At 62.9% G+C, this 26,986-nt stretch carries 20 protein-coding genes; 5 read left to right on the forward strand and 15 right to left on the reverse strand.

The features are described from left to right. The first annotated feature begins 16 nt into the window (after positions 1-16). Positions 17-763, forward strand: coding sequence for an SDR family oxidoreductase (locus HX875_RS03660; RefSeq protein ID WP_177041720.1), 747 nt, complete (start codon positions 17-19; stop codon positions 761-763). Positions 764-897: 134 nt separating this feature from the next. Here HX875_RS03660 and mapR read toward each other — a convergent pair whose 3' ends face one another. The 3 genes from mapR to HX875_RS03675 form a co-directional block, all read right to left on the reverse strand. Further along, positions 898-2,307: a GntR family transcriptional regulator MpaR gene (gene mapR / locus HX875_RS03665; protein WP_177041721.1), complete on the reverse strand. Its 1,410-nt coding sequence runs from the start codon at positions 2,305-2,307 to the stop codon at positions 898-900. A 166-nt stretch (positions 2,308-2,473) separates the two neighbouring features. After that, a complete protein-coding gene (ccoG, locus tag HX875_RS03670) occupies positions 2,474-3,889 on the reverse strand; it encodes a cytochrome c oxidase accessory protein CcoG (RefSeq protein WP_177041723.1) in 1,416 nt (471 codons plus the stop codon). 184 nt (positions 3,890-4,073) lie between these two features. Beyond that, entirely contained in the window at positions 4,074-4,313 is a 240-nt protein-coding gene (locus tag HX875_RS03675) for a DUF3203 family protein (protein ID WP_177041725.1), read from the reverse strand. A gap of 120 nt (positions 4,314-4,433) precedes the next feature. Here HX875_RS03675 and HX875_RS03680 point away from each other — a divergent pair, with 120 nt between their 5' ends. Then, positions 4,434-4,928 (forward strand): MgtC/SapB family protein, encoded by a 495-nt coding sequence (locus HX875_RS03680; RefSeq protein ID WP_010171626.1) that lies wholly within the window; start codon positions 4,434-4,436, stop codon positions 4,926-4,928. Here HX875_RS03680 and HX875_RS03685 read toward each other — a convergent pair. Then, the gene (locus HX875_RS03685; protein WP_177041727.1) at positions 4,925-5,482 is read right to left on the reverse strand and encodes a hypothetical protein; all 558 of its coding nucleotides are present in this window, start codon (positions 5,480-5,482) and stop codon (positions 4,925-4,927) included. The genes HX875_RS03680 and HX875_RS03685 overlap by 4 nt on opposite strands. A gap of 176 nt (positions 5,483-5,658) precedes the next feature. Next, the gene (locus HX875_RS03690) at positions 5,659-5,817 is read right to left on the reverse strand and encodes a hypothetical protein (protein ID WP_167664995.1); all 159 of its coding nucleotides are present in this window, start codon (positions 5,815-5,817) and stop codon (positions 5,659-5,661) included. Positions 5,818-6,022: 205 nt separating this feature from the next. Between HX875_RS03690 and HX875_RS03695 the strand changes: the two genes are divergently transcribed. From HX875_RS03695 to glgB, 3 genes are all read left to right on the forward strand, one after another. Then, positions 6,023-8,020 (forward strand): alpha-1,4-glucan--maltose-1-phosphate maltosyltransferase, encoded by a 1,998-nt coding sequence (locus tag HX875_RS03695; protein WP_177041729.1) that lies wholly within the window; start codon positions 6,023-6,025, stop codon positions 8,018-8,020. 173 nt (positions 8,021-8,193) lie between these two features. Then, complete coding sequence (treS, locus tag HX875_RS03700) at positions 8,194-11,541, forward strand: maltose alpha-D-glucosyltransferase (RefSeq protein WP_177041731.1); 3,348 nt, start codon at positions 8,194-8,196, stop codon at positions 11,539-11,541. After that, a complete protein-coding gene (gene glgB / locus HX875_RS03705; RefSeq protein WP_177041733.1) occupies positions 11,538-13,772 on the forward strand; it encodes a 1,4-alpha-glucan branching protein GlgB in 2,235 nt (744 codons plus the stop codon). Before treS ends, glgB begins: the two co-directional genes overlap by 4 nt. A gap of 44 nt (positions 13,773-13,816) precedes the next feature. Here glgB and HX875_RS03710 read toward each other — a convergent pair whose 3' ends face one another. The 10 genes from HX875_RS03710 to treZ all read right to left on the reverse strand — a co-directional run bounded on the left by HX875_RS03710 (position 13,817) and on the right by treZ (position 26,984). Then, entirely contained in the window at positions 13,817-14,578 is a 762-nt protein-coding gene (locus HX875_RS03710; protein ID WP_177041736.1) for a PIG-L deacetylase family protein, read from the reverse strand. 188 nt (positions 14,579-14,766) lie between these two features. Beyond that, on the reverse strand, positions 14,767-15,426 hold the full coding sequence (locus HX875_RS03715; protein WP_177041738.1) for a glycosyltransferase: 660 nt from the start codon (positions 15,424-15,426) through the stop codon (positions 14,767-14,769). After that, the gene (locus tag HX875_RS03720; RefSeq protein WP_177041740.1) at positions 15,423-16,022 is read right to left on the reverse strand and encodes an SAM-dependent methyltransferase; all 600 of its coding nucleotides are present in this window, start codon (positions 16,020-16,022) and stop codon (positions 15,423-15,425) included. The genes HX875_RS03715 and HX875_RS03720 overlap by 4 nt, the downstream gene beginning before the upstream one ends. Next, positions 16,019-16,777: a PIG-L deacetylase family protein gene (locus HX875_RS03725; protein ID WP_177041742.1), complete on the reverse strand. Its 759-nt coding sequence runs from the start codon at positions 16,775-16,777 to the stop codon at positions 16,019-16,021. Before HX875_RS03725 ends, HX875_RS03720 begins: the two co-directional genes overlap by 4 nt. After that, a complete protein-coding gene (locus tag HX875_RS03730; protein ID WP_177041744.1) occupies positions 16,774-17,772 on the reverse strand; it encodes an acyl-CoA dehydrogenase family protein in 999 nt (332 codons plus the stop codon). The genes HX875_RS03725 and HX875_RS03730 overlap by 4 nt, the downstream gene beginning before the upstream one ends. Before the next feature lies 1 nt (position 17,773). Next, positions 17,774-19,933 carry a glycogen debranching protein GlgX gene (gene glgX, locus HX875_RS03735; RefSeq protein WP_177041745.1) on the reverse strand — a complete coding sequence of 720 codons (2,160 nt, stop codon included), beginning with the start codon at positions 19,931-19,933 and terminating at the stop codon, positions 17,774-17,776. A gap of 192 nt (positions 19,934-20,125) precedes the next feature. Then, positions 20,126-20,374 (reverse strand): DUF2934 domain-containing protein, encoded by a 249-nt coding sequence (locus HX875_RS03740; protein WP_177041747.1) that lies wholly within the window; start codon positions 20,372-20,374, stop codon positions 20,126-20,128. A 24-nt stretch (positions 20,375-20,398) separates the two neighbouring features. Next, positions 20,399-23,155: a malto-oligosyltrehalose synthase gene (locus HX875_RS03745; protein WP_177041750.1), complete on the reverse strand. Its 2,757-nt coding sequence runs from the start codon at positions 23,153-23,155 to the stop codon at positions 20,399-20,401. Next, entirely contained in the window at positions 23,152-25,236 is a 2,085-nt protein-coding gene (malQ, locus tag HX875_RS03750; protein WP_177041752.1) for a 4-alpha-glucanotransferase, read from the reverse strand. The genes HX875_RS03745 and malQ overlap by 4 nt, the downstream gene beginning before the upstream one ends. After that, positions 25,233-26,984, reverse strand: a complete 1,752-nt coding sequence (gene treZ, locus HX875_RS03755) for a malto-oligosyltrehalose trehalohydrolase (RefSeq protein WP_177041754.1) — start codon at positions 26,982-26,984, stop codon at positions 25,233-25,235. The genes malQ and treZ overlap by 4 nt, the downstream gene beginning before the upstream one ends. Positions 26,985-26,986: the final 2 nt, after the last annotated feature.

The following is a 26,986-nucleotide window of genomic DNA, read 5'->3' on the forward strand; positions in this document are numbered from 1 at the left end:
TCAGGAGACCTTACACATGGACAAAGTCGTCGTCATCACCGGTGGCAGTCGTGGGATCGGCGCCGCCACGGCGTTGCTGGCCGCTGCCCAGGGCTATCGCATCTGCATCAACTACCAGGCCGATGAAGAAGCTGCCCATCGCGTACTTGAGCAAGTGCGCGCCCTTGGCGCCCAAGCAATTGCGGTGCGGGCCGATGTCAGTATCGAAGATGAAGTGATCGCCCTGTTCCACCGGGTCGATACCGAATTGGGCCGGGTGACGGCGCTGGTCAACAATGCCGGGACCGTGGGGCACAAGTCGCGGGTGGATGAGATGTCCGAATTCCGCATCCTGAAGACTCTGCGGACCAACGTGTTGGGCCCCATCCTGTGTGCCAAGCACGCGCTGCTGCGCATGTCGCCCAAGCATGGCGGGCAGGGCGGCAGCATCGTCAACGTTTCGTCGGCCGCTGCGCGCCTGGGTTCACCGGGGGAATATGTGGATTATGCCGCGTCCAAGGGTGCCCTCGACACCTTCACCCTCGGGCTTTCCAAGGAAGTGGCAGGTGAGGGGATCCGGGTCAATGGCGTGCGTCCCGGCTTTATCTTCACCGACTTCCACGCCCTGAGCGGCGACCCTGATCGGGTCAGCAAGCTGGAGCCGGGGATTCCCATGGCCCGTGGCGGGCGTGCGGAAGAAGTGGCGGAAGGGATTATCTGGCTGCTGTCGGACAAGGCGTCCTATGCCACCGGGACCTTTATTGACCTGGCGGGTGGTCGATAAAGTTGTAGCGTCTGTCCGGGCCTCATCGCGGGCAAGCCCTGCTCCCACATTTGATCTGCATTGTCAGAAAGAATGCATTCCAATGTGGGAGCCGGGCTTGCCCGCGATGACGTCAGTGGCCTTCACACAGCTCCTCAGAACGAACGCACAATCCGCCCCAGCGTCTCCATCGCCTTTTCACACGACTCATCCCACGGGCTGCCGTAGTTCAACCGAATGCAGTTCCTGAAGCGCTGCGTGGGCGAAAAGATCGGCCCCGGCGCAATGCTGATGCCCTGGGCCAGCGCCATCTGGAACAATTTCAACGAGTCGGTCTGCTCCGGCAGCTCCAGCCACAGGAAGTAACCGCCAGCGGGCTGGCTGACACGGGTCTGCGCCGGGAAGTAGCGGGCGATGGCCGCAAGCATTGCGCTTTGTTGCTCCTCCAGCGCATACCGCAACTTGCGCAGGTGCCGGTCATAGCCACCGTGCTGCAGGTAATCGGCAATCGCCGCCTGGGCCGGCATCGAGGCGCACAGCGAGGTCATCAGCTTCAACCGTTCGATCTTCTGCGCATATCGCCCGGCCGCAACCCAGCCAATGCGGTAGCCGGGGGCCAGGCTCTTGGCGAAAGAGCCGCAATGCATCACCAGGCCTTCAGTGTCGAACGCCTTGGCCGGTTTGGGCGCCTGTTGGCCGTAGTACAACTCGGCGTACACGTCGTCTTCGATCAGCGGCACCTGATGGCTGCGCAGCAACTCCACCAGTTCCTGTTTCCTGGCCTCGGGCATGGTTGCGCCCATGGGGTTCTGGAAGCTCGTCATGCACCAGCAGGCCTTGATCGGATAGCGTTCCAGGCTTTGTGCGAGCACCTTGAGGTCGATGCCGTCGCGCGGGTGTACGGGGATCTCCACGGCCTTGAGTTTCAGGCGCTCGAGAATTTGCAGGCTGGCGTAGAACGCGGGCGCTTCAATGGCCACCAGGTCGCCCGGTTCGGTCACCGCTTGCAGGCACAGGTTCAGCGCTTCAAGGGCGCCGTTGGTGATCAGCAGTTCTTCCATCGGCAGCATCAGCCCGCCCACCATGTAGCGCAGGGCGATCTGCCGGCGCAGCTGCGGGTTGCCCGGCGACATGTCGGTAACCACCATGCGCGGGTCCATTTCCCGGCTGGCACTGGCCAGGGAGCGGGCCAGGCGTTGCAGCGGGAACAGGGTGGGGCTGGGGAAGGCCGAGCCGAAAGGCACGGTTTGCGGGTCCTTGATGGAGTCGAGCACCGAGAACACCAATTCGCTGACGTCCACTTCGGTGGACTCATGCACGTGGGCGCTCACCACCGGCTCGGAAAACGGGCTCGGCGCATGGGTGTTCACGAAGTAACCGGAACGCGGTCGGGCGCGGATCAGCCCGCGACGTTCCAGCAGGTAGTAGGCCTGGAACACCGTGGACGGGCTGACGCCGTAGGTCTGGCTGGCATAACGTACTGACGGCACACGCTGGCCGGGCCCGAGGACGCCGGAGCGGATCAGTTCTGCGATGTCGTCGGCGAATTTTTCGTAGCGTTTCATTGGGGCTCAGTGCGCTTGATACAGTTTTTGGAGTGAATACAGATCTAATGTGGGAGCTGGCTTGCCTGCGATAGCGGTCTTTCAGCTGGAAAAAGTGTGACTGATGCACCGCCATCGCAGGCAAGCCAGCTCCCACATAGAGTCCTCGTGATCTTCAATATCGGGTTTAACGATTCAACGGCGCCACAAACCGGCTATCCGCCGCGCTATAAATCCATGGCTCATCCACATCCGACACCTTGAAGCGAATCGTCTGGGAACTGCTGGCCGGTTTGTCTGCGGTCATCGCCACCGACACCGGTACATCGGTAATCTCCCCCGGTGCCAGGCTGATGTCGGTCTTGCCCTGCAACTGGAAGCCGTCGCCATCCACCAGCTCCAGGCGATAATCCTGACGCTGCTGGGTCTTGTTGATGACCTTGAGGCTGTAGATGTTCTCGATCAGGCCTTCGCTGTTCTCGCGAAACATCCCACGGTCCTTGGTCACGTCCAGCGACACCATCGGCCGCTCCACCAGCGCCACCACCAGCGCACCGATCATGACCAGCAACACGGCACTGTAGCCGATCAGCCGTGGCCTGAGCAGGTGGGTCTTGCCACCTTGCAGCTGATGCTCAGAGGTATAGCTGACGAGTCCACGGGCATAGCCCATTTTGTCCATGATCGAATCACAGGCATCGATACACGCCGCGCAGCCGATGCATTCCATTTGCAGGCCATCACGGATGTCGATGCCGGTAGGGCATACCTGGACGCACAGTTGGCAATCGATGCAGTCACCCAGGCCGACATCCGCCGGTTGCACCTCACGTTTACGCGGGCCGCGATGCTCGCCGCGGGCCACGTCGTAGGAAATGGTCAGGGTGTCCTTGTCGAACATCACGCTCTGGAACCGCGCATACGGACACATGTGCATGCACACCGCTTCCCGCAACCAGCCCGCGTTGATGTAGGTGGCACCGGTAAAAAACAGCACCCAGAACAAGCTCACGCCGCCCATTTGCCAGGTCAGCATTTCTTCGGCCAACGGCCGGATTGGCGTGAAGTAGCCGACAAACGTCAGCCCGGTCATTACGCTGATGCCCAGCCACAGGGTGTGTTTGGCCGAGCGCCTGGCCAGCTTGTTCAAGCCCCAGGGCGCGGCTTGCAGCTTGATGCGCTGGTTTCGCTCGCCTTCGGTGACCTTTTCGCACCACATGAACAGCCAGGTAAACGAGCTTTGCGGGCAGGTATAACCGCACCATACCCGGCCGGCGAACACGGTGATCGCGAACAGGCCGAACGCGCAGATGATCAGCAGGGCCGAGAGCAGGATGAAGTCCTGGGGCCAGAACGTTGCACCAAAGATATGGAATTTGCTTTCAGCCAGGTCCCATAACACCGCCTGCCTGCCGCCCCAGTTCAGCCACACGGTGCCGAAAAAGGCCAGGAACAGGAAGCCCGCGCCTGCCACACGCAAGGTACGGAACAGCCCAGTGAAACTGCGGGTGTGAATCAGGTTATCGCTGGATTTGGCCTTCATCTTCTTTGGATGCGCAGGCTCATACACTTCTACGGTTCGGACGGGGATTCTATCGCTCATGGTCTTTCGCTCATCAGCCTCCATCAGGCAGATGAACTATGACCGGCGCTCTGTTTGCATAACAGACTCAGGTATGGCGATAAAAAGCGGATCAGATGGGCCGCCAGTGCGCCCCTGCGACAATGTGCTGCACCCTGTGGCGCACGGGGTGCAGCGCTTTTCAGGCGAGGGTGACCCAGGTCAATCAAATCACCGAATCACCATCAGTAGCCTTCAGATGCTTACGACCGTCGGTGGCGCCTGCTACGGTCAATGCGTCCGCTTCTGCTTCGGTGATGTACACGCGCTCGCCGTTCAACTTGACGGCCGACATGGACTTGGCGCTGTCGGTAATCACAGTGACATCGGTGGCAGGCAGGCTTTTTTCGTCGCCGTGCTCATCGACCTTGAAGTAACAGGTTTGGTTTTCGATACGTACGGGCATGGTGCTGTCCTTTTCCAGGGGTACTGGGGGTTAGGCGTTGCCCGTGGCTGAATGGTTCTGCGCAACTGACTGACGGTCGGCGTTGTCCATCCCGTATCGACCTCTTGAAAGGACACGACCATGGACGCCTGGTGGCATGAAGTCTGGCAAACCCTGCAAGCGGAATTTGCGGACATCGGTGATGCCCGGCAACTGACACAAATCACCGTGCGGTTGCTGATTGCGGCCATTCTGGGCGGCATTCTCGGTTTTGAACGTGAACAGAAGGGCAAGGCCGCCGGGGTGCGCACCCATATGCTGGTGGCCATGGGGGCAGCGCTGTTTGTATTGGTGCCGAATTTGTCCGGCTCCCAGGCCGACGCCATGAGCCGCGTGTTGCAAGGCGTGATTGCGGGCATTGGTTTTCTCGGCGCCGGCACTATCCTCAAGGGCAAGGAAGACGAGGAGGGCCAGCACGTCAAAGGCCTGACCACCGCCGCCGGCCTTTGGATGACCGCCGCCATTGGCGTGGCGGCCGGGATGGGACGTGAGTCGACGGCGGTGTTGAGTACGGTGCTGGCACTGATGGTGTTCAGTGTGATGCCAAGGATTGTCAGGTTGCTGGAGAAGGATTAGCTGGAGCCCATCCCGGCATCGATGTTGCGCTTGCTGAGGCGCGCGCCCAGGTCTGTCAAGGTGTTAGCCATCGTCCCGGAGTGTCGAGCGCTCTGACGTGCCTGAGCCGCGGATTGGCGCCAGTTTGCCAAGGATTCCAGTATCGCGCTGTCGTCATCGGGGTCGGTTGCCATTTGAATGAGCATCTCGGTTTTTCGTTTTTGAGTGTCCTCATCGATCTTTTTTTCCATGGCTTGCGTGGCGGCGCTCAGTCCAGGGTTGATAGCGTCTTTATTCAACAACTCGCCGATATCCGTTAGCGTCCGGGCATTCTCCTGGGCATCGGGACCACGCAGCAGGGCGCTGATGTTAGCCGGGGTCAATAGATCACGGAGCCTGTTCAGGGTGTTGACGCTTCGTTGAGCGTCAGGATTGCGCAACAGCTGACCAATGTTGTCCTTGGTCAGTAGCGCTTTCAGGTCGTTAAGGGGTTGCCCGGTCGGGGGGCAGCTCGGGGGCAGCGCATTTTGCAGACAGAGATGGTAGGCACACGGCTGGCTATTGATCGTCGACATGATGTTTTCTCGCAGGATGATGAAATAAACGCTAAATCCCGAGGGTGCGCGTTTTCCCGAGACAAGTCTTATGGGGCGAATAGGCTCTGACTCTAAGAGCCATCTCTGTTTCCGGTAGGAAGTTTCGGTTTTGACGATCGGTCTGGATCGTCAAAACCTCAACTGTCACGTTCGCTTCAGACAATCACTGGCGGCATCGTCGTCGGTGGTTCCTCCACCGGTGGTGGCTGAGTGCCAGGCGGTTCTTGCTCGGGAATCGGGTCCGGTTCGGTGGGTGGCAGGGTGGGCTTGTCAATGTTCGGGTCTGGGGTTTCAGCCGGAATCGGGATATTCATCGGTGTGGCCTCCTTTGTGCTTTGCTCTATCGGTGGACAATCGCGCGGTGGATTTGATTCCCCGCCCGATGGCGGCATATCCACCTGAACTTTTCACCGGCCGGCATGCTCGGAACCTAGACGGCCCTGCTCAGGGAGAGCGGCGTCGTTTCAGAATTTGAATCAGGCACAAGAGCGTCCACTGGGCGTTAAGGGGAGATGCTCGATGACTGCTGAAACACTGACCCAAGACGATTCAACCTCCACATTACCGCTGTCCCAGGCGCTGTTGCTGCCCAGGATTGCGATTGAAGGCACCACCCCGGTGATCGATGGCGGCGAGTTTGCGGTCAAGGCTGTGGTGGGCCAACGCGTCCAGGTCGCCAGCAAGGTATTCGCCGACGGCCACGACAAGCTTGCGGTAATGATCCGCTGGCGCCCGCGCAGTGAAGAAAGCTGGCACAGCGTGGTGATGACCGATGTGGGCAACAATGGCTGGGAAGGTGCGTTCACCGTGGCCGCCCAGGGCCCCCATGAGTATTGCATCGAGGCCTGGATCGACACGTTCGCCAGCTTCCGCTACGAATTGAGCAAGAAGCACGAGGCGGGCGTGCCGGTCAGCCTGGAATTGCAGGAAGGCCGCAGCCAGGTGCTGCAAGCCGCCGAGCGCAGCGACAACGAACTGCGCGACCGCCTGATGCTGCTGCATCACGAACTTTCGGGCCTGCTGGAAACCGAGCAGGTGGCGCTGTTCCTGCACGAAGACAGTGCACACCTGATGACCCAGGCCGATCATCGCGCCTATTTGAGCATCAGCCCGGTATTCCCGATTGATGTCGAGCGCGAGGCTGCGCAGTTCGCCAGCTGGTACGAATTGTTTCCCCGCTCGATCACCGACGATCCAGCACGTCACGGCACTTTTAACGACGTGCACTCACGTCTGTCGATGATCCATGACATGGGCTTTGATGTGCTGTACTTCCCGCCGATCCATCCCATCGGCCGCAGCCATCGCAAGGGCAAGAACAATTCCCTGACCGCCGGGCCGGATGATCCGGGCAGCCCGTATGCCATCGGCAGCGAAGAGGGCGGCCACGAGGCGATCCACTCGCAACTGGGCACTCGCGAAGACTTCCGCAACCTGGTCAAGGCCGCCGCCGACCATGGCCTGGAAATCGCCCTGGACTTTGCCATTCAGTGTTCCCAGGACCACCCGTGGCTCAAGCAGCATCCGGGCTGGTTCAACTGGCGGCCCGACGGCACCATCAAATATGCCGAGAACCCGCCGAAGAAATACCAGGACATCGTCAACGTCGACTTTTACGCGGCAGACGCCATTCCTAGCCTGTGGGTGGAGTTGCGTGACGTCGTGGTCGGCTGGGTGGAAGAGGGCGTGAAGACCTTTCGCGTCGACAACCCCCACACCAAACCGCTGCCGTTCTGGCAATGGCTGATCAGCGATGTGCGCGCCAAATACCCTGAGGTGATCTTCCTCGCCGAAGCCTTCACCACCCCGGCAATGATGGCGCGACTGGGCAAGGTCGGTTACTCCCAGAGCTACACCTACTTCACCTGGCGCAACACCAAGGCTGAATTGAGCGAGTACCTGAGCGAGCTGAACGAGTCGCCGTGGCGCGAGTGTTTCCGGCCCAACTTCTTCGTCAATACGCCGGACATCAACCCGGGCTTCCTGCATGAATCCGGGCGCGCCGGGTTTTTGATCCGCGCTGCGCTGGCCACCATGGGCTCGGGCCTGTGGGGCATGTACTCCGGCTTTGAACTGTGCGAGGCGGCCCCGGTGCCGGGCAAGGAAGAATACCTGGACTCGGAGAAGTACGAGATCCGCCCGCGGGACTTCACGGCGCCGGGCAACATCATTGCCGAGATCGCCCAGCTCAACCGCATCCGCCGGCAAAACCCGGCCTTGCAGACGCACCTGGGCTTGAAGCTCTACAACGCGTGGAACGACAACATCCTGTATTTCGGCAAGCGTAGCGAGGACGGCAGCAACTTCATTCTGGTGGCCGTGAGCCTCGACCCGTTCAACGCCCAGGAGGCGAACTTCGAGTTGCCGCTGTGGGAGCTGGGCTTGCCGGATGACGCCCAGACCCAGGGCGAGGACCTGATGACCGGCCACCGCTGGACCTGGTACGGCAAGACCCAGTGGATGCGGATCGAACCCTGGCACCAGCCGTTCGGCATCTGGCGCATTACCGTTTCCTGAATCGAACACCGATCTCCAAGACACCGGAGATCAAATGTAGGAGCTGGCTTGCCTGCGATAGCGGTCTTTCAGCTGGAAAAAGTGTGATTGATGCACCGCCATCGCAGGCAAGCCAGCTCCTACATTGATCGAGTTCCTTCAGGCAGATTTCTTAGAATTCCCAGGAGTTTCCAATGGCGAAGAAACCCAAGGCTGCCACCTTTATCAAAGACCCGCTCTGGTACAAGGACGCGGTGATTTATCAGGTTCACGTCAAATCCTATTTCGACTCTAACAACGACGGCATCGGTGACTTTCCCGGGCTGATCGCCAAACTCGACTACATCGCCGACCTCGGCGTGAACACCATCTGGCTGCTGCCGTTCTACCCCTCGCCACGCCGTGACGACGGCTACGACATCGCCGAATACCGCGGTGTGCACAGCGACTACGGGACCATGGCCGACGCCAAGCGCTTTATCGCCGAGGCGCATAACCGTGGCCTGCGGGTCATCACCGAGCTGGTGATCAACCACACGTCCGATCAGCATCCGTGGTTCCAGCGCGCGCGCAAGGCCAAGCCAGGCTCGGCGGCACGGGACTTCTACGTGTGGTCCGATGACGACCAGAAATACGACGGCACCCGCATCATTTTCCTCGACACCGAAAAGTCCAACTGGACCTGGGACCCGGTTGCCGGCCAGTACTTCTGGCACCGCTTCTATTCCCACCAGCCTGACCTCAACTTCGACAACCCGCAGGTGATGAAAGCCGTGCTGTCGGTGATGCGCTACTGGCTCGACATGGGCATCGACGGCCTGCGCCTGGACGCGATCCCGTACCTGATCGAACGCGACGGCACCAACAACGAAAACCTCCCCGAAACCCACGACGTGCTCAAGCAGATCCGCGCGGAGATCGACGCCAACTACCCCGACCGCATGCTGCTGGCCGAAGCCAACCAGTGGCCGGAAGACACCCAGCTGTACTTCGGTGACAAGAAGGGCGATGACGGCGACGAATGCCACATGGCCTTCCACTTCCCGCTGATGCCGCGCATGTACATGGCGCTGGCCCAGGAAGACCGTTTCCCGATCACCGACATTTTGCGCCAGACCCCGGAAATCCCGGCTAATTGCCAATGGGCAATCTTCCTGCGCAACCACGATGAACTGACCCTGGAAATGGTCACCGACAAGGAACGTGACTACCTCTGGAACTACTACGCCGCCGACCGCCGCGCGCGGATCAACCTGGGGATTCGCCGCCGCCTGGCGCCATTGATGGAGCGTGACCGCCGCCGCATCGAACTGCTCAACAGCCTGCTGCTGTCGATGCCCGGCACGCCGACCCTGTACTACGGCGATGAAATCGGCATGGGCGACAACATCTACCTCGGTGACCGCGACGGCGTGCGCACCCCAATGCAATGGTCCATCGACCGCAACGGCGGCTTCTCCCGCGCCGACCCGGCCAGCCTGGTGCTGCCGCCGATCATGGACCCGCAATACGGCTACCAGTCGGTCAACGTTGAAACCCAGACCCAGGATCCGCACTCGCTGCTGAACTGGACCCGGCGCATGTTGGCCGTGCGTAAACAGTCGAAGGCTTTTGGTCGCGGCAGCCTGAAAATGCTCTCGCCCACCAACCGCCGCATCCTGGCTTATACGCGTGAATACGTGGGTGCCGACGGCAAGAATGAAATCATCCTGTGCGTGGCCAACGTGTCCCGCAGTGCCCAGGCGGCCGAGCTGGACCTTTCGGCATTTGCCGGCATGGTCCCGGTGGAGATGCTCGGCGGCAATGCGTTCCCGCCCATTGGCCAGCTGAATTTCCTGCTGACCCTGGCACCGTACGGCTTCTATTGGTTCGTGCTGGCGGCGGAAAACCAGATGCCGAGCTGGCACGTGGAACCGGCGCAAAGCATTCCGGACTTCACCACCCTGGTGCTGAAAAAACGCATGGAAGAACTCCTCGAAGCGCCATGCCGTACCACCCTGGAACAGAATGCCTTGCCGGCGTGGCTGCCCAAGCGCCGCTGGTTTGCCAGCAAGGACACGGCGATCGACGGCGTGCACATCGCCTACGGCGTGCGCTTTGGCGACCCGCAGCATCCGGTGTTGCTCAGCGAAATCGAAGTCACCAGCGCCGGGCAGGTCAGCCGCTATCAACTGCCGTTCGGCTTCCTCGGCGAAGACCAGTTCACCAGCGCGTTGCCGCAACAGCTGGCACTTGCCCGTGTGCGGCGGGTGCGCCAGGTCGGCCTGGTGACGGACGCCTTCAGCCTCGACACCTATATTCGTGCGGTGATCCAGGGCCTGCAGGCCAACACCGTGCTCAGCTCCACCGATGGCGAGATTCGCTTCGAACCCACGGCACAGTTGGCCAAACTGGAGTTGAACGACGAATCGGAAGTGCGTTACCTCGCGGCCGAACAGTCCAACAGTTCGGTGGTAGTGGGCGGCAGCCTGGTGCTCAAACTGATCCGCAAAGTCAGCGCCGGGGTGCACCCCGAGCTGGAAATGGGTGCCTACCTGACCGAAGCCGGCTATGAACATATCTCGCCGCTGCTGGGCTCAGTGATTCGCCACGATGCCGAGGGCCAGGACAACCTGTTGATGATTGCCCAGGGTTACCTGAACAACCAGGGCGATGCCTGGAGCTGGACCCAGAACAACCTGGAACGGGCGATTCGCGACGAACTGGCCGAAGCCATCTCCGAGCAGGAGCAGCACTACAACGCGCTCGGCGAACTGGCGGACTTCGCCGGCTTGCTCGGCCAGCGCCTCGGTGAAATGCACCAGGTGCTGGCAGCACCGACCACCGACAAAGCCTTCAAACCCGAGGTGACCTCGGTCAAGGACAGCCAGGCCTGGAGCAAGCAGGTGGGCGCGCAAATCGACCGCGCCTTGCAGTTGCTCAAACAGCATCAAACCCGGTTGAACCCTGCCGACCAGGCGTTGGTCAGTGCTTTACTGGATCAGAAAAAGGCCATCGCCAGTTACGTCCAGGACCTGGCGAAAGCCACGGTGGGCGGGTTGCGCATTCGCGTGCATGGCGACCTGCACCTGGGCCAGGTACTGGTGGTGAAGGGCGATGCCTACCTGATCGACTTCGAGGGCGAACCGGCGCGGCCGCTGCATGAGCGTCGCGGCAAACACAGCCCGTACAAGGATGTGAGCGGGGTGCTACGGTCGTTCGATTACGCGGCGGCCATGGCGGTGAATGTGCAGGGCGTGGACCAGTCACCCGAGGCCAATGCGTCACGGCAGCGGGTCGCGGATCGCTACTTGCAGGAGGCCAGGCAGGCATTTATCCAGGCTTATCACGGGGCTACGGCTACACTGGCCCATGACTGGCAGGATGCCAAGGGCCAGGACGCTGCGCTGGCGTTGTTCAGCCTGGAGAAGGCCGCGTACGAAGTGGCCTACGAAGCAGAGAATCGCCCGAGCTGGTTGCCGGTGCCGTTGCAAGGTTTGCACGGGCTGCTCAGTGGGTTGAAACCATTATCGAAAACTGCACGCGGTGGGGAGACGTCATGAGTTTTACAAGCAAAGAACCGCTGCAGCCAAAGTTGAGTGTGATGCCTGCTGCCAAGGACATCGAGGCGCTGGTGCGCGCTGAGCATCACGACCCGTTCTCGATCCTCGGGCCCCATGATGACGAGCAGGGCGGCCAGTTCATTCGCGCCTTCCTGCCTGAGGCCTTGAGCGTCCAGGTGTTGGCCCGCGACAGTGGCGAGCACATCGGCAGCCTTGACGCGACTCACGTGCCGGGCCTGTTTGTCGGGCATTTCGGCAGCCGCCAGGCGTACTTGCTGAAGATCCAGTGGGCCGGTGGCGAACAGATCACTGAAGACCCTTACAGCTTCAGCCAGCTGCTGCTGGGGGAGATGGACCTGTACCTGTTCGCCGAAGGCAATCACCGCGATCTGAGCAGTTGCCTCGGTGCACAGGTGACCAGCGTCGACGGCGTCCAGGGCGTGCGCTTTGCGGTATGGGCGCCGAATGCGCGCCGGGTATCGGTAGTGGGCGACTTCAATATCTGGGACGGCCGCCGTCACCCGATGCGCCTGCGGCACCCGTCCGGGGTCTGGGAAATCTTTATCCCGCGCCTGCAACCCGGCGCTGCCTACAAGTATGAAATTCTCGGGGCCCACGGGATTCTGCCGCTCAAGGCCGACCCGATGGCCCTGGCCACGCAGATGCCACCGGACACCGCCTCCAAAGTCGCTTCGCCGCTGCAGGTCGACTGGCAGGATGAAGCCTGGATGCAGTCGCGCAGTGAACGGCAAAAGCCCAGCGCACCGCTGTCGATCTACGAGCTGCATGCCGGCTCGTGGCAGTGTGAGCTGGATGAAGTCGGCGAAGTGGCCCGCCAGTACAGTTGGCGCGAGCTCACCGAGCGCTTGATTCCGTATGTGCAGCAACTGGGCTTCACCCATATCGAGCTGATGCCGATCATGGAGCACCCGTTCGGCGGCTCCTGGGGCTACCAGGCCCTGTCACAATTTGCCCCGACGGCGCGCTTCGGCTCGCCGGACGACTTCGCGTTTTTCGTCAATGCCTGCCACCAGGCGGATATCGGCGTGATCCTCGATTGGGTGCCGGCGCATTTCCCTACCGATACCCACGGCCTGGCGCAATTCGACGGCACCGCGCTGTACGAATACGCCAACCCGCTGGAAGGCTTCCATCAGGATTGGGACACCCTGATCTACAACCTCGGCCGCACCGAAGTCCATGGCTTCATGCTGGCGTCGGCGTTGCACTGGCTCAAGCACTTCCATATCGACGGCCTGCGGGTGGATGCCGTGGCCTCGATGCTGTATCGCGACTATTCGCGCAAGGCCGGTGAGTGGGTGCCGAACCGCCACGGCGGGCGCGAAAACCTTGAAGCCATCGACTTCCTGCGTCACCTCAACGACGTGGTGGCCCTTGAGGCCCCCGGTGCGCTGGTGATCGCCGAGGAGTCCACCGCCTGGCCGGGCGTGAGTCAGCCCACCCAACAAGGCGGGCTGGGGTTCAACTACAAGTGGAACATGGGCTGGATGCACGATTCGCTGCATTACATCCAGCAAGATCCGGTGTACCGCGCTCATCACCACAACGAGCTGAGTTTCGGCCTGGTGTATGCCTGGTCCGAGCGCTTTATCCTGCCGATTTCCCACGACGAAGTGGTGCACGGCAAACACTCGCTGATCGACAAGATGCCCGGTGACCGCTGGCAGAAATTTGCCAACCTGCGGGCCTACCTCAGCTTCATGTGGATGCACCCGGGCAAGAAGCTGTTGTTCATGGGCTGCGAGTTTGGCCAATGGCGCGAGTGGAACCACGACCAGCAACTGGACTGGTACCTGCTGCAATACCCGGAACACCGGGGCGTGCAGAAACTGGTAGGCGACCTCAACCGCCTGTACCGCGAAGAACCGGCGCTGCACGACCAGGACGACGCGCCTCAGGGCTTCCAATGGCTGATTGGGGATGACGCCATCAACAGCGTCTACGCCTGGCTGCGCTGGAGCAAGGACGGCCGGCCGGTACTGGTGGTGGCCAACTTCACGCCGGTGCCGAGGGAGGCCTACCAGGTAGGCGTACCGTTCGCCGGGCGCTGGAGCGAAGTGATCAACAGCGACGCCGATACCTATGCCGGTTCCAACTTCGGCAACGGTGGCGGGGCGTTTACGGTGGAAGAGCCCAAGCATGGGCAGCCGTTGTCGCTGTCGTTGAATTTGCCGCCGTTGGGCGTGCTGATCCTGCGCCCGGAAGGCTGATTTCCACAGCAGGGACGCGGGCTTGTCCGCGTCCTTGTCACTCCCTACAAAAACACAATCTCATAGGGCTCGCGCATGCGCTCGAGCAGCACTTGGGCCAAGATCGGCGCCAGGCCGATTTCCGGGTCACCGGCCAATTGGCTGGCATAGGCGTGGGCGGCATGCAGCTTGCGAGCGACGCTCCAGGTATCGAGCCGTACTTTGCGTGCACGTTGCCAAGGGATCGCAGCTGTATCGCGCAAGGGCCAGTGCCACGCCCAGATCGGCAACTCGTGCAGGTGTATGCCTTTGAGCGCACAGGCTTTGGCGGCAGCGCGGCCTACGGCCTCATGGTCGTCGTTACCGTCGTTGCGCCAGGTGGTGAACACCACGTCGCCGGGTTGCAGGTAGCGTGCGATGAATTGGCTCATCTGCTGCTCTCGCGCCGACAGGGCGTTGTCGGCAAACCCGCCGCGAATCCATTTCAGGCTGTGCAGGGGCACACCCAGGCGGCGCAGGGCCTCGACACTTTCCTGGGGCCGCACCACGCTCAGGCGTTTGGCCGGCCACACGCTGGAGCCCGGATGGCTGGCGCTGCCATCGGTGATGGAGATCAGTTGCAGGGCATACTCACGGGTGCTGAGCAATTGCAGCAGGCCGCCACAGGCGATCACTTCATCGCCGGGATGCGGCGCGATGACCACCACGCGGGCGCCTTCGGGCACCAGGGTTGCGGGGTTGATGGCAGGGATTTGCGCGAGTTGCGGGGCGCTGTTCCAGATTTGCGCGGGGCCCCGGCGGCTGTCAATTAACGGTGCTGGTTTCATGGGTGTCACGTCCTTGTTCATCGGTGGTGCAGGCCGTACCCCGTTGACGGGACGACTCTTGTTGGTCCGCGAGCGTCATGCAGCTCATGCTCGCGGCGCGACGGCGTTCCAACCCTGGATTGCCGCGCAAGGAGTACTGATCATAGTTATGAATCGTCGCTTTTACACAGTCGGATGTCCCTATTTTTTCAAGACGCCTGCATCAGGCTCTTCAGGTAATCGCCAAAGCCGCCCTGTGCCCGGCAATCCAGGCGGGCGCTGGTGATCACCTGGGGCGAATGGCTCCAGGCGATGGACGCACCGCAGCGTTCCAGCTGGCGCACCAGCTCCACATCTTCGTGGCACGGCAGGGGATCAAAACCGCCGGACCGCACGTAGGCACTGGCACTCACGCCCAGATTGGCGCCGTGGATATGCCGATGCCCGTCTCGGGCCGCATAGGCCTGGTGATAGCGAATCTGCGCCGCCGGGTCGAAGCCTTCGCTCCAGGCATCGACCGTCACCGTGCCGCACACCGCATCCGCGCCCAACGCCAACTGCGCCACCAGCCAATCCGGGGCGACGCGGCTGTCGGCGTCGGTGCAGGAAATCCAGCGCGCGCCGTTGTTGAGCAAGTGCCGCGCACCCACGCCGCGCACGTGCCCCACGTTACGCGCCTGCACTTCCAGGCTCTGCACCCGGTATTGGCGGGTGATCTCGGCGCTGCGATCGCTGCAGCTGTCGAGCACCGCCAGAATCTGCACCTCTTCACCCAGCAACCCCGGATGGCTGGCCGCGACCATCGCGGCTTTCAGGCAGTCGGGCAGCAGTGTTTCTTCGTTATGCACGGGTATCAGGATGCCGATCATCGCAGTCCCTCCAGGGTTGCAACGGTGGTGCCGTCGTGGCTCCACAAGTCCAGTAGAAAATCGCTTTCGTGATGCTGCACCAGGTGCGACATGCCCAGGCGTTGGTCGAGGCGCGCGTGTACTTGGTCGGCCGTCTGGGGGCAGCCTTCGATGGGCGGGCGCCAATGGCAGGCGAGGAGTTGTCCGTCAGGCGTCAGTGACGCGAGCGCGCGATCGATCAGCCCATCGAAATCCTTCGGGTCGAGGTAGTAGCACAGCTCGCTGAGCACAATCAGTTCAAAGGTCTCGGTGGGCCATTGCTCCGGCAGGCGGCTCTGCTGCACCTGGGCATGGCTGAAACCCCGCAGCCGCGCCTGTGCCAGGCTGACGGCGGCCTGCGCCGTGTCACAGCACAGCAGGCGGTCACAGCGCGGGGCCAGCTCGAAGCTCAGTTCACCGTTGGCGCAGCCGGGCTCGAAGATCGAGGCGTAGCGTGGTCGGGTCAGCAGCGCCAGGGTCAGCGCGCGCTTGCGCCGTTCGTACCAGCGTTGGCGGAAGGCCCAGGGGTCGTCGTTGCCGGCAAACAGCTCATCGAAGTAGGGCGTGGCGACGCTCATACAAACACCACTTCAAAGGGTTGCAGCAGGCGTTCCAGCGCATACGGGGCGAGCACCGGCGGCAGGCCGATCTGCGGGTCGCCTTCCAACTGGCTGGCGAACGCATGGATCGCATGGCGCTTGCGGGCCACGGCTTCAGGCGTGAGGAGGATTTTGCGCGCGCGGTGCCAGGGCACCTGGCTGTCTTCGGGGGTTGCCCAATGCCAGGTCCACACCGGCAGCTCCAGCAAGGTCGCGCCCACGGCCTGGGCCGCCCTGGCACTGGCGCGGCCTACGGCTTCGTGGTCGCAATGGCCGTCTTCGCGCCAGGTGGTGAAGACCACATCGCCGGGCTTGAGGTAGCGTTCAATAAATTGGCTGAGGTCTTCTTCGCCCGCTGCGACCTGGCTGTCGCTGAAGCCCGCTCGCAGCCATTTCAGGCTGTGCAACGGCAACCCCAGGCGATGCAGGGCCTGGGCCGACTCTTGTGGCCGGACCACGCTCAGGCGCTCCACCGGCCAGCGACGGGAGCCGGGATGGCTGGCGCTGCCGTCGGTGACGGAGATCAGCAGCATCGGCCGGTCCAACGCCGCCAAGCCTTGGAGCAGGCCGCCGCAGCCCAGCACTTCATCGTCCGGGTGAGGGGCGATGATCACGGCGCGGCTGCCATCGGGCACCAGGTCGGCGATGTCGACGCAGCCCAGCTCGGCCAGGCGCGAGGAGCTTTGCCACAAGTGCAACGGTGTGCCCTGGCCAACGATAGGGTTGGTTTTCATAATTCCCATCTCCCTGGGCGCTCATTGGCGACCTGTTGACCGAGGGCGGCCAGGTCGCGCTCGGCGTGGCTTTGCCGCAGGTACACCGGCAAGTCGGCCATCAACCGGGCAAAGTGCGGGTCCTTGCAATACGGGCCGGCCCCCAATGCTCGCCCGACGTGATGGATCACCTGGTCGACTGTTTCTTCGATACAGGCCCGTGCCTGCTGCGCCAGTAATTGGGCATTGGCCTTGGGGTGCCGGTCGATGTGGGTGGCGCTTTCCCGCAGTACGCAGGCCGCGCTATGCAAGGCACTGTCCACACTGCCCAGGTGAGCGAGGGCGTGTGGCTCCGCACGCTTGGCGCACTGTTCGCGCAAGGCCTCAGACAGGCGCTGTGCCGCGCCATACCAGCACGCGGCGATACCGATGCCGCCTTGCCAGAAGCCTGGGCGAGCCAGGTAATCCCCAGGCTCGCCAATGGCCAGGCCGCTGGCCTCGCTGAACAGCACTTCAACACTGCCGGTGGCCGCCATGCCCACGGCCTGCCAGCCTTCATCGGTGACGGTTACCCCGGGCTGATGCATTTCCACCGCAACCAACTGTTGGCGGTCTTCTTCATCCCACGCCGTGAGCAAGCCGTGGCTCACCACCGCAGCCCCCGAGCACCAGGCCTTGCGGCCCTGCAGCCACACGCGATGGCCGTCGCGACGGATTTTCACCCTGGCGGTGGGCGGCTCGGCTGCCCACATGCCCCAGGTGCTGCCAACCGGTGGCAAGGGGCTGCCGAGCTCGGCAATGATCGCCAGGGCGTCGGTGTGGCCTTCATACAGCTTGCACAAGCGCAGGTCATGGCCGGCCACTTGTGCCAGCCGGCTGAAGCGTTCCAGGGTTTGCCCGCTGCCCGGCAAGGGCAACTGATCCAGGCCTTCCTCCACCAGTGCCCTCAGTGCCGCACCGAGGGCCTGGGTGTCCGGGTATTCCCGGTAGCCGCGAAGAAATCCATGCAGGGCCATCTCACACCTCATCCTCATGTTGCAGTTCGAACAGCAACAGCGAACGCCCGGTGACTGCATATTCGTGGTCGAAATCGAAGCGTTCCTGGCCGCGCACCGACGGTTGGTTGGTGTCGAGCATGCAGGTCCAGAAGCCACCATCCGGCACCGGTGGCAGGCGGAAATTGACCATGTCGTGGTGGGCGTTGACCACCAGCAGCAGGGTGGCATCGGCCCCCGGGCGGCGAATCCCGGTTTCCTGGGCGCGGCCATCCATCAACATGCCCAGGCAGCGACCGTGGCTGTCTTGCCACTGCTCGATGGTCATTTCATCACCGCTCGGCGCCAGCCACGTCACGTCCTTGACGCCGATGTCTTCGTTGTAGTCGCCCACCAGGAAGCGTCCGCGACGCAGGATCGGGTACGCCAGGCGCAGCTTGATCAGGCGCTTGACGAACTTGAGCAGGGCCTTGCCGTCTTCATCCAGGTCCCAGTTGATCCAGCCGATCTCGCTGTCCTGGCAATAGGCGTTGTTGTTGCCGTGCTGGGTGCGGGCGAACTCGTCACCGGCCACCAGCATCGGCGTGCCCTGGGCCAGCAGCAGGGTGGCGAAGAAGTTGCGCATCTGGCGCAGGCGCAGTGCGTTGATTTCCGGGTCGTCGGTGGGGCCTTCGACACCGTGGTTCCACGACAGGTTGTTGTTGCTGCCGTCCTGGTTGTTCTCGTCGTTGGCTTCGTTGTGCTTGTCGTTGTAGGACACCAGGTCGTGCAGGGTGAACCCGTCGTGCGCGGTGATGAAGTTCACCGAGCTGTACGGGCGACGCCCGCGCTGGTTGAACATCTCGCCCGAGGCGGTCATGCGCCCGGCGAAGTCCGCCAATTGGCCGTCGTCGCCTTTCCAGAACGAGCGCACGGTGTCGCGGAAGCGGTCGTTCCATTCCACCCAGCCCGGCGGGAAGCCGCCGACCTGATAGCCGCCGGGGCCGCAGTCCCAGGGCTCGGCGATCATTTTCACCTGGCGCAGCACCGGGTCCTGGCGGCAGGCCACGAGGAAACTGTGGCGCTCGTCGAAACCGTCGCGGTAGCGGCCGAGAATGGTCGCCAGGTCGAAGCGGAAACCGTCGACGTGCATCTCGGTGGCCCAGTAGCGCAGCGAGTCAGTGACCATTTGCAGCACGCACGGGTGGCTCAGGTCGAGGGTGTTGCCGGTGCCGGAATCGTTGATGTAGAAACGCTTGTCATCGGGCATCAGGCGGTAGTACGAGGCGTTGTCGATGCCGCGCATGGACAGGGTCGGACCTTGCTCGTTGCCTTCGGCCGTGTGGTTGTAGACCACGTCCAGGATCACTTCCAGCTTGGCTTCATGCAGGTGCGCGACCATCTCCTTGAACTCGGCGATCTTGCCGCTGGCCAGGTAGCGCGGGTCCGGGGCGAAGAAGGCAATGCTGTTGTAGCCCCAATAGTTGGTCATGCCTTTTTGCAGCAGGTGCTGGTCGTTGACGAAGGCGTGTACCGGCAGCAGTTCCACCGAGGAGACGCCCAACTGGCGAATGTGCTTGAGCACATCGTCGACCATCAGCCCGGCGCAGGTGCCGCGCACTTCTTCAGGCACTGAAGGGTGGCGCATGGTGATGCCGCGCAGGTGGGTTTCGTAGATGATCGTGCGATCCCACGGCGTGCGCACTGGCTGGTCATTGCCCCAGGTGTGGGCCGGGTCGATGACTTTGCATTTAGGTACAAAGGGCGCGCTGTCGCGTTCGTCGAAACTCAGGTCGGCGTCGGGGTGGCCGATGGTGTAGCCAAACAGTGCTTCGGACCATTTGAGTTCGCCCACCAACTGTTTGGCGTAGGGGTCGATCAGCAATTTGTTGTGGTTGAAGCGATGACCGTTGGCGGGGTCATAGGGACCGTACACGCGATAGCCGTAGATCAGCCCTGGATGGGCGTCGGGCAGGTAGCCGTGGAAGGTCTCGTCGGTGTATTCCGGCAGCTCGATGCGTTCGAGTTCGACTTCGCCGCTGTCGTCGAAAATGCACAGCTCGACTTTGGTGGCGTTGGCCGAGAACAACGCAAAGTTGACCCCCAGGCCATCCCAGGTCGCGCCGAGGGGGAAGGGCAAACCTTCACGAATCCGCGACGGCTCGTTTTCCGGCGTCGAGTTGGGCTTGTTGGGTTTGCTCATTGAGGTGCTCCTGCAAAGGGTTTTTCCGGGCCGAACGGGGCCGTGCCGGCGTGAAGCCAGATGAAAATCTTGAATTGGATGCGGTTTCCCCTGTGGTTGCTGGCTTGCCTGCGATGGCGGAGTATCTGGCGACATCGATGCTGAATGTGCCGCCGCCATCGCGGGCAAGCCCGCTCCCACAAGGGGCCTTTGTCAGCTGGCGGGCTTGCGCGGCGCCTTGGGTTTTTTGTCGGCAACAGGCTTGGCCGGCGCTGCTGCGGCCTTGGGTTTCGGCGCGGCTTTGGGCTTGGCGGCAGCCTTTGGCTTGGAAGGCGTCAGTGCTTCGGCTTCCGCCAGTTTGCGCGCCATCTCCCAGTGTCGCGCGTCCTCGCCGTGGGGTTTGCCTTCAGACTCCCAGATCTGATGCGCTAATTCGCGTATGCGTTTGTCTTCAGTACTCATCACAATGCTCCTCGCAGAAAATTTTCAGCTTTCTTGACCATCAGGATTGATAAAGACATTGACCGGGAAATCCCCCAGGGCAGCGCTGATCATGAGCTCCTTGTCTGGTGTGACTGCGCCTGTTCGGAAAAGTCCCTTCCAATTTCGGGTTGGAGCGGCGAACGGTAATCGGACCCGGGTATCGCCCCAAATCTGCGCGTTGATCAGGGGGTACACACCGTTTTCAAGCAGGCGGTGCGGCCAGCGTGGCACCACCACCAGCAGCTGTTTGCCTTGGTATTCGCGGTAGAAGGCGACCACCCGTTCAGCGTGTTCGCCGACCACTTCCAGCGGCTCGTAGCTGCCCTGGCGAAACAGTTGCGCATGCGCCTTGCGCAACGTCAGGACCTGGCTGATCACCGCCTGTTTTATACGCCCGTCATGCCAGTTGAACAGCAACTCGCCGATGTCCGGCGGTGTGTGCAGCCCCTGTTGCCGTGCATGAAAATCCACCGGCCGGCGGTTATCCGGGTCTACCAGGGTGAAGTCCCAAAACTCATCGCCCTGATACAGATCCGGCACCCCCGGCACCGTGAGACGAAGCAAGGTTTGCGCCAGCCCGTTGAGCGCACCCGCCGGGGCGATGGCCTGAGCGGCTTCGCCGATGGCGTCACGCAGGGCCTTGCCGGAGTCCTCCAGCAGCAACCGTGACAGGAACGCTTCGACCCCTTGCTCATACAGCTCGTTGGGTGCGCTCCAACTGCTGTTCAACTTGGCTTCACGCAAGGCTTTCTGTTGCCACTGCCAGAGGCGCCGGTGATAGTCCGCCAGGCCCTCGGCATCGTCGCGGTGCAGGTCCAGGGGCCAACTGCCCAGCAGCACCTGGTAGAGGATCAGTTCGTCACCCGCCGAAGGCGTTTGCCCATCGCTGCGCAAGCGAGCGGCGAGGGTGCGCCATTGCTCGACCTGTTCGGCGTACCAATCGGCGCATTCGCTCAGTACCGCCAGACGCGCACGGGTGTCTTCGCCGCGCTTGTGGTCATGGGTGGCGGTGGCCAGCAGGTTGTCGGGGAAGGTGCGCAGGCGCTGCTGGTTGACGGCGTGGAAGGCTTCCAGCGGTGCGCTGAATTGTTCCGTACTGAAGCCCACGTCATTGCGCGAGAGCAACACGCCCGAGCGATAGAACGCGGTGTCTTCAACCGCCTTGGCCGCTGCCGGCGAGGTCAGTTGCTGGAAGCGCACGCAGGCATGCTTGAGCATCTTGCGTTCGCGGCCCAGCGGGCGGTCGCGCCAGGGTTGGCCACCGAGCCATTTTTCCAGGTAGTCGAGCACCGGCCAGTCGCCTTCGCTCAAGGTGCTGCGAGCACCGGCCAGGGCTTGCAGGAAAAACACGTCGTCCAGTTCGCTGCGGCCCCGGGCGCTGATGTAGGTGCGATACACCGGGAAGTGCACGATCAGTTCCTGCAACGCCCGGCGAATCGCGCCCAGCGTCAGGTCGCGGCTCATCACATCGTCCCGGGCCACTTGCAGCAGGGCCTGGGCCACGCTTTCGAAGTCGCCGGCCAGGGAGCCGTTGAGGATTTGCTGGCGGGCCAGCCAGGCTTCTTCGATAAACGAAGACGGGCGTTCGGTGTGGCGGGTCCAAAGCTCGGCCAGGGGCTCGAAGCCTTGCGGGTCATGTTGCAGCAACGACAGCTGGTTCATGAATTCGTAGCCGGTGGTGCCGTCTACGCGCCAGTCTTCGCGCAGGGTTTCGCCTTCGCCGAGGATCTTCTCGACGAAGATCGGCAAGTGCCGCCCGCCCGCCAGGGAATCGACGCGGCGACGCAGTTTGCGGCAGTAACCGCGCGGGTCGGCAAGGCCGTCGATGTGGTCGATGCGCAGGCCGTCGATCAGGCCTTCGCCGATCAGTTGGAAGATCTTGCCGTGGGTGGCTTCGAACACCGCGCTGCGCTCGACCCGCAGGCCGCCCAGCTCGTTGACGTCGAAGAAGCGTCGCCAGTTGATATCGTCCGCCGCCGTGCGCCAGCTGGCCAGGCGGTAGCTTTGTTGTTCCAGCAGGTTGTGCAGGCGGGCAAAGCCTTCGGGCTGGCGGGCGTCGTAGAGGCCGAGGTTATCTTCGATGGCCTTGAGTGTTCCGGGATCCCGGGCGGCCTCGCTCAGTTCCTGTTTCAGCGCGGTGGCCAGGGGATAGGCGTCCGGCTGGTAGGCCAGGCCGCTGAAGCGGTCGGCCAGGGCTTTGATCGGCACCAGTTCGCCGTACTCCCGTGGGCAGATCGGAAAGCGATGTTCGTAATGCTCGACGTAGAACGCGCCTTGCTGCGGATCGAAACGCAGGGGCAGGGCGCCGGATTGCAGGGCTTCGCCGTAGTCGCTGCCGAGAAACGGCATCAGCAACTGGCCCTTGAGCAGTGGGTCTGGCGAGTGCCATTGAATGTCGAAAAACTCGCTGTAGGGACTCAGGCGGCCCCACTCCAGCAGGTCCAGCCACCAGGGGTTATCGGCACCGCCTACGGCCATGTGGTTGGACACGATGTCGAGGATCAACCCCATCTCATGTTCGCGCAGGGCTGCTACCAATCGGCGCAGTGCAGGTTCGCCACCGAGTTCGGGATTGACGGTGGTGGGGTCGACCACGTCATAGCCGTGCATCGAGCCGGCGCGGGCGCTCAGCAGCGGCGAGGCGTAGAGGTGGCTGATGCCCAGTTCGGCGAAGTACGGCACCAGCGGCACGGCGTCGTCGAGGGTGAAGCCTTTATGAAATTGCAGGCGTTGGGTGGCCCGCAGGGTCAATGGCTTCATCGGTCACGCTCGTGGGCCTGGATGCGCGCCACGGCCAGCAGCTCAAGGCGGCGGGCGGCATTTTCATCGTCGAGCAGAGTGGCTGCATCGCCCGGCAGGCGGCGGCGCCAGTTCGGGTGGGTGTCGGTGGTGCCGGGCAGATTGGATTGTTCCTCAACGCCCAGGGCGTCCTCCAGTGGCAGCAATACCAACGGCGCACGGGTATGGCCCAGGTAGCGCACGCTGGCATCGATGACGTGGTCGGTTTCGTTGCGTATTTCATCGGTGAAGTTCTGCGGGTCCTGGCTCAAGGCCTGGCGCAGTGCCTGACGTTCCCGCAGGCGGTGTTCGCTCCATTGCTCCACGGTTGGGGCATCGATCAGGCCCAACTGGATATTCCAGTCGATATCGCGGCTGTGCCACCAGCCGTTGAGGGTCGGCAGGTCATGGGTGCTGGTGGTGGCCAGCGCGTTGTCCGGCCAATCCAGGATCGGTTTGAACTGGCCGCTGTGGTCTTGCTCGAACAGCAGCACACGCATGCCGAGGATCGAGCGGGCGATGAGTTTTTCCCGCAGGCCGTCGGGCACGGTGCCGAGATCTTCGCCGAGGACGATCGCCTGGTGGCGGCTCGATTCCAGGGCCAATAGCCGCAGCAGGTCATCCACCGGGTAATACAGGTAGGCACCGTCCCGTGGCGAGGCGTCCATCGGGATCACCCACAGGCGTTGCAGGCCCATCACGTGGTCGATGCGCAAGCCGCCGGCATGGGCGAAGTTGGCTCGCAGCATTTCGATGAAGGCGCGAAAGCCGTTGCGCTTGAGGCCTTCGGGAGAAAACGCGGAGATGCCCCAGCCCTGGCCGGAGCGGTTGAGAATGTCGGGCGGCGCACCCACAGTGAGGTCCGCCAGCAGTTCGTCCTGGCGGCTCCAGGCCTGGCTGCCGCCGCCATCGGCGCCGACGGCCAGGTCGGCGATCAGGCCCACGCCCATGCCACTGCCCCGGGCGGCTTGTTGCGCGCGTTCCAGGCAGCGGGCGATCAGCCATTGATTGAAGGCGTAGAAGCCGATTTCATCCCGATTGTCTTCGGCGAACTGCGCCAGTGCCGGGCTTTGCGGGCTGTGCCAGTCCTCGGGCCAGTGGCGCCAGTCGAGGCTCTCGCCGTCGGCGGCACGCTGGGCCTGGATGGCTTCGAAGCGGCAGTGGTTTTCCAGGGCTTCGCCGCCGGCCTGGCGGAAGCTCAGGAAGTCGGCGTGCTGCGGGTGGTCGCCCCGGCGGAAGTCTTCATACAGGGTACGCAGCAGGCGCTGCTTGGCTTTGGCGGCGGCCGGCCAGTCGATCAGGCTTTGCTGCTCGAGGTCTTGCAGCTCATCGGCCAGGCCGCTGGCTTCGATGGCGATTTGCACCGCACGCTCGCCGAGTATGCAGCCGGGGGAGGCGTACAAACTGTTGAGGAACAGGCGGCTGGACGGGGAATACGGGCTGAAGCGCTCGGTGTCGGCGCTGAACATCGCGTGCATCGGGCTGATGGCCAGGGCATCGGCGCCGCGCTCGGCGGCGGCCCGGGCCAGTTGCTCCAGGGCCTGGGTGTCGCCAAAGCCGCCGTCGCCGCTGCGGCGCAGGGAATACAGTTGCGCACTCAGGCCCCAGGCACGGGCGGTTTGGGTGTCGACCGCTTCCGCGACGGTGTAGCAGTGGGTCGGGGCGACGGCCAGGGTGAAATGCTGGTCGGCGATATGCACCTGGTGGTAGCCCACTGCAATCGTTGCGGGCAACACGGCGTCATCGTCCAGGCTCAGGTTCAGCACGCTTTCGTCTTCGAGGTGAATCTGGCACGGCGTGCCCGGGGCGAAGTAGCGCGCCAGGTCCAGGCCGGCGCCGCTGTCGACGGTCATCAGCGGCGGCAGGTGCTTGTCTTGTTGCACGCGCTCCAGGTCCAGCAGGCTGGCTTCGATCTCGGCATCGTTGTCGGCCGGGTGGCCGAGGCCTTTCAGTACGGCGCGCAGGGCGTCGGCTTTCACATGTTGCGGGCGGCCGGTTGCGTCGATCCAATCGACGGCCAGGCCCGCTCGGCTGGCGAGTATTTCCAATTGCGCGTCGCTCAAGGGTGCTCTCCAACAGGGGAATGGGTAAGGCTGACGCGGGCGCTGAAGGGAGCCAGTTGTTGGGCTCCACTTTCCTGCGTCACAAATAGGAGGTGCGAGGCTGCCGGGTAGTTCAGAGATTCGGCGCTCAGGTTGAGGTCGATCTGCAACAGGCTGCCATTGCCCAGGCGCCAGCGTGCGGTGACGGCGTGGTCGGCCAGCACTTGGGCGCCCAGGGCCACGCTGCCTGGCAGGTGAGGCACGATGTGCTGGTGGCGCAGGCTCAGCAGGTGGCGGTAGAGCTGCGAGTCGCCGCAGTCGGCGAGGGCGGGTGCCGAGCGGCGGAAGGTTTGCAGGGAGTTGGGGTCGGGAATCCGCTCGCGGCGCTCGGGGTCGCTGAACGCGGCAAAGTCGGCAAACTCGTTGCGCCGGCCTTCACGCACTGCCTCGGCCAGTTCGCCGTGGTGGTCGGTGAAGAACAGGAACGGTTCTTCGGCGCTGACTTCATCGCCCATGAACATCAAGGGGATCATCGGCGACATCAGCAGCAAGGTCGTCGCGGCGCTCAGCGCCTGGGGCGAACACAACTGATGCAGGCGCTCGCCCAGGGCACGGTTGCCGATCTGGTCGTGGTTTTGCAGGAACAGCACAAAGGCACTGGGCGGCAGGTGGCCGCTGGGCTCGCCGCGCGTGTGGCCGTGGCGGGTGGTGTGGCCCTGGTAGATAAAACCTTCGCTCAGGCAGCGGGCGAGCTTGCCGGTGGGGTCCTGGGCGAAGTCGGTGTAGTAGGCGTCGGTTTCGCCGGTAAGCAGCACGTGCAGGGCGTTGTGGCCGTCGTCATTCCACTGGGCGTCGAACCCGGCCTCCAGCAGGCTGGCCTGGTTGAATTCGTTTTCCAGCATCAGCCACACATGGCGCCCGGCATCGACTTGCTGGCGGACCTTTTGCGCCAGCTCCTCAAGAAAGCCGGGGTCGTTGATGGCGTGCACGGCGTCCAGGCGCAAGCCGTCGAAGCGGTATTCCAGCAGCCACATCAGCGCGTTGTCGATGAAGAAATCCCGGACTTCCCGGCGATCAAAGTCGATGCCGGCGCCCCAGGGCGTGTGCACATCTTCGCGGAAGAAACCTTTGGCGTAGGTGCCGAGGTAATTGCCGTCGGGGCCGAAGTGGTTGTAGACCACATCCAGGATCACCGCGAGGCCATGATGATGGGCGCTGTCGATCAGCTGTTTCAGCTGTTCGGGCGAACCGTAGGAAGATTGGGGGGCGTAGGGCAGGACACCGTCGTAGCCCCAGTTGCGTTCGCCGGGGAACTGCGCGATGGGCATCAGCTCAATGGCGGTGACGCCCAGCTCCGCGAGGCGCGGCAGTTGTTTCTCGACTTCGGCGTAGCCCCCCAGCACGCCCACGTGCAACTCGTAGATCACGGCTTCGTGCCAGGGCCGGCCCTGCCAGTGGCTGTGGCGCCACTGATAGGCCAGCGGGTCGACCACTACGCTGAAGCCGTGAACGTCCGTGGCCTGGGCCCGGGAAGCCGGGTCGGGAACGTCCTGTTCGCCGTCGATGTTGTAGCGGTAGCGCGTGCCCGGTGGGCATTGCAGCTGCACCACAAACCAGCCATCGGCCTGGGGCAGCATTGCGACCGATTTACCTTCTTCAAATTCAACGCTGACATAAAACGCGTCTGGCGCCCACAAGGCGAAACGGGTGTGTTCCGCATCCAGCATGATCGCGCCGTGGGGCCAGGTTTCCAGAGTCCTTGACGGCATCT

The sequence above is a fragment of the Pseudomonas yamanorum genome, from assembly GCF_013386765.1.
Classification (GTDB): domain Bacteria; phylum Pseudomonadota; class Gammaproteobacteria; order Pseudomonadales; family Pseudomonadaceae; genus Aquipseudomonas; species Aquipseudomonas yamanorum_A.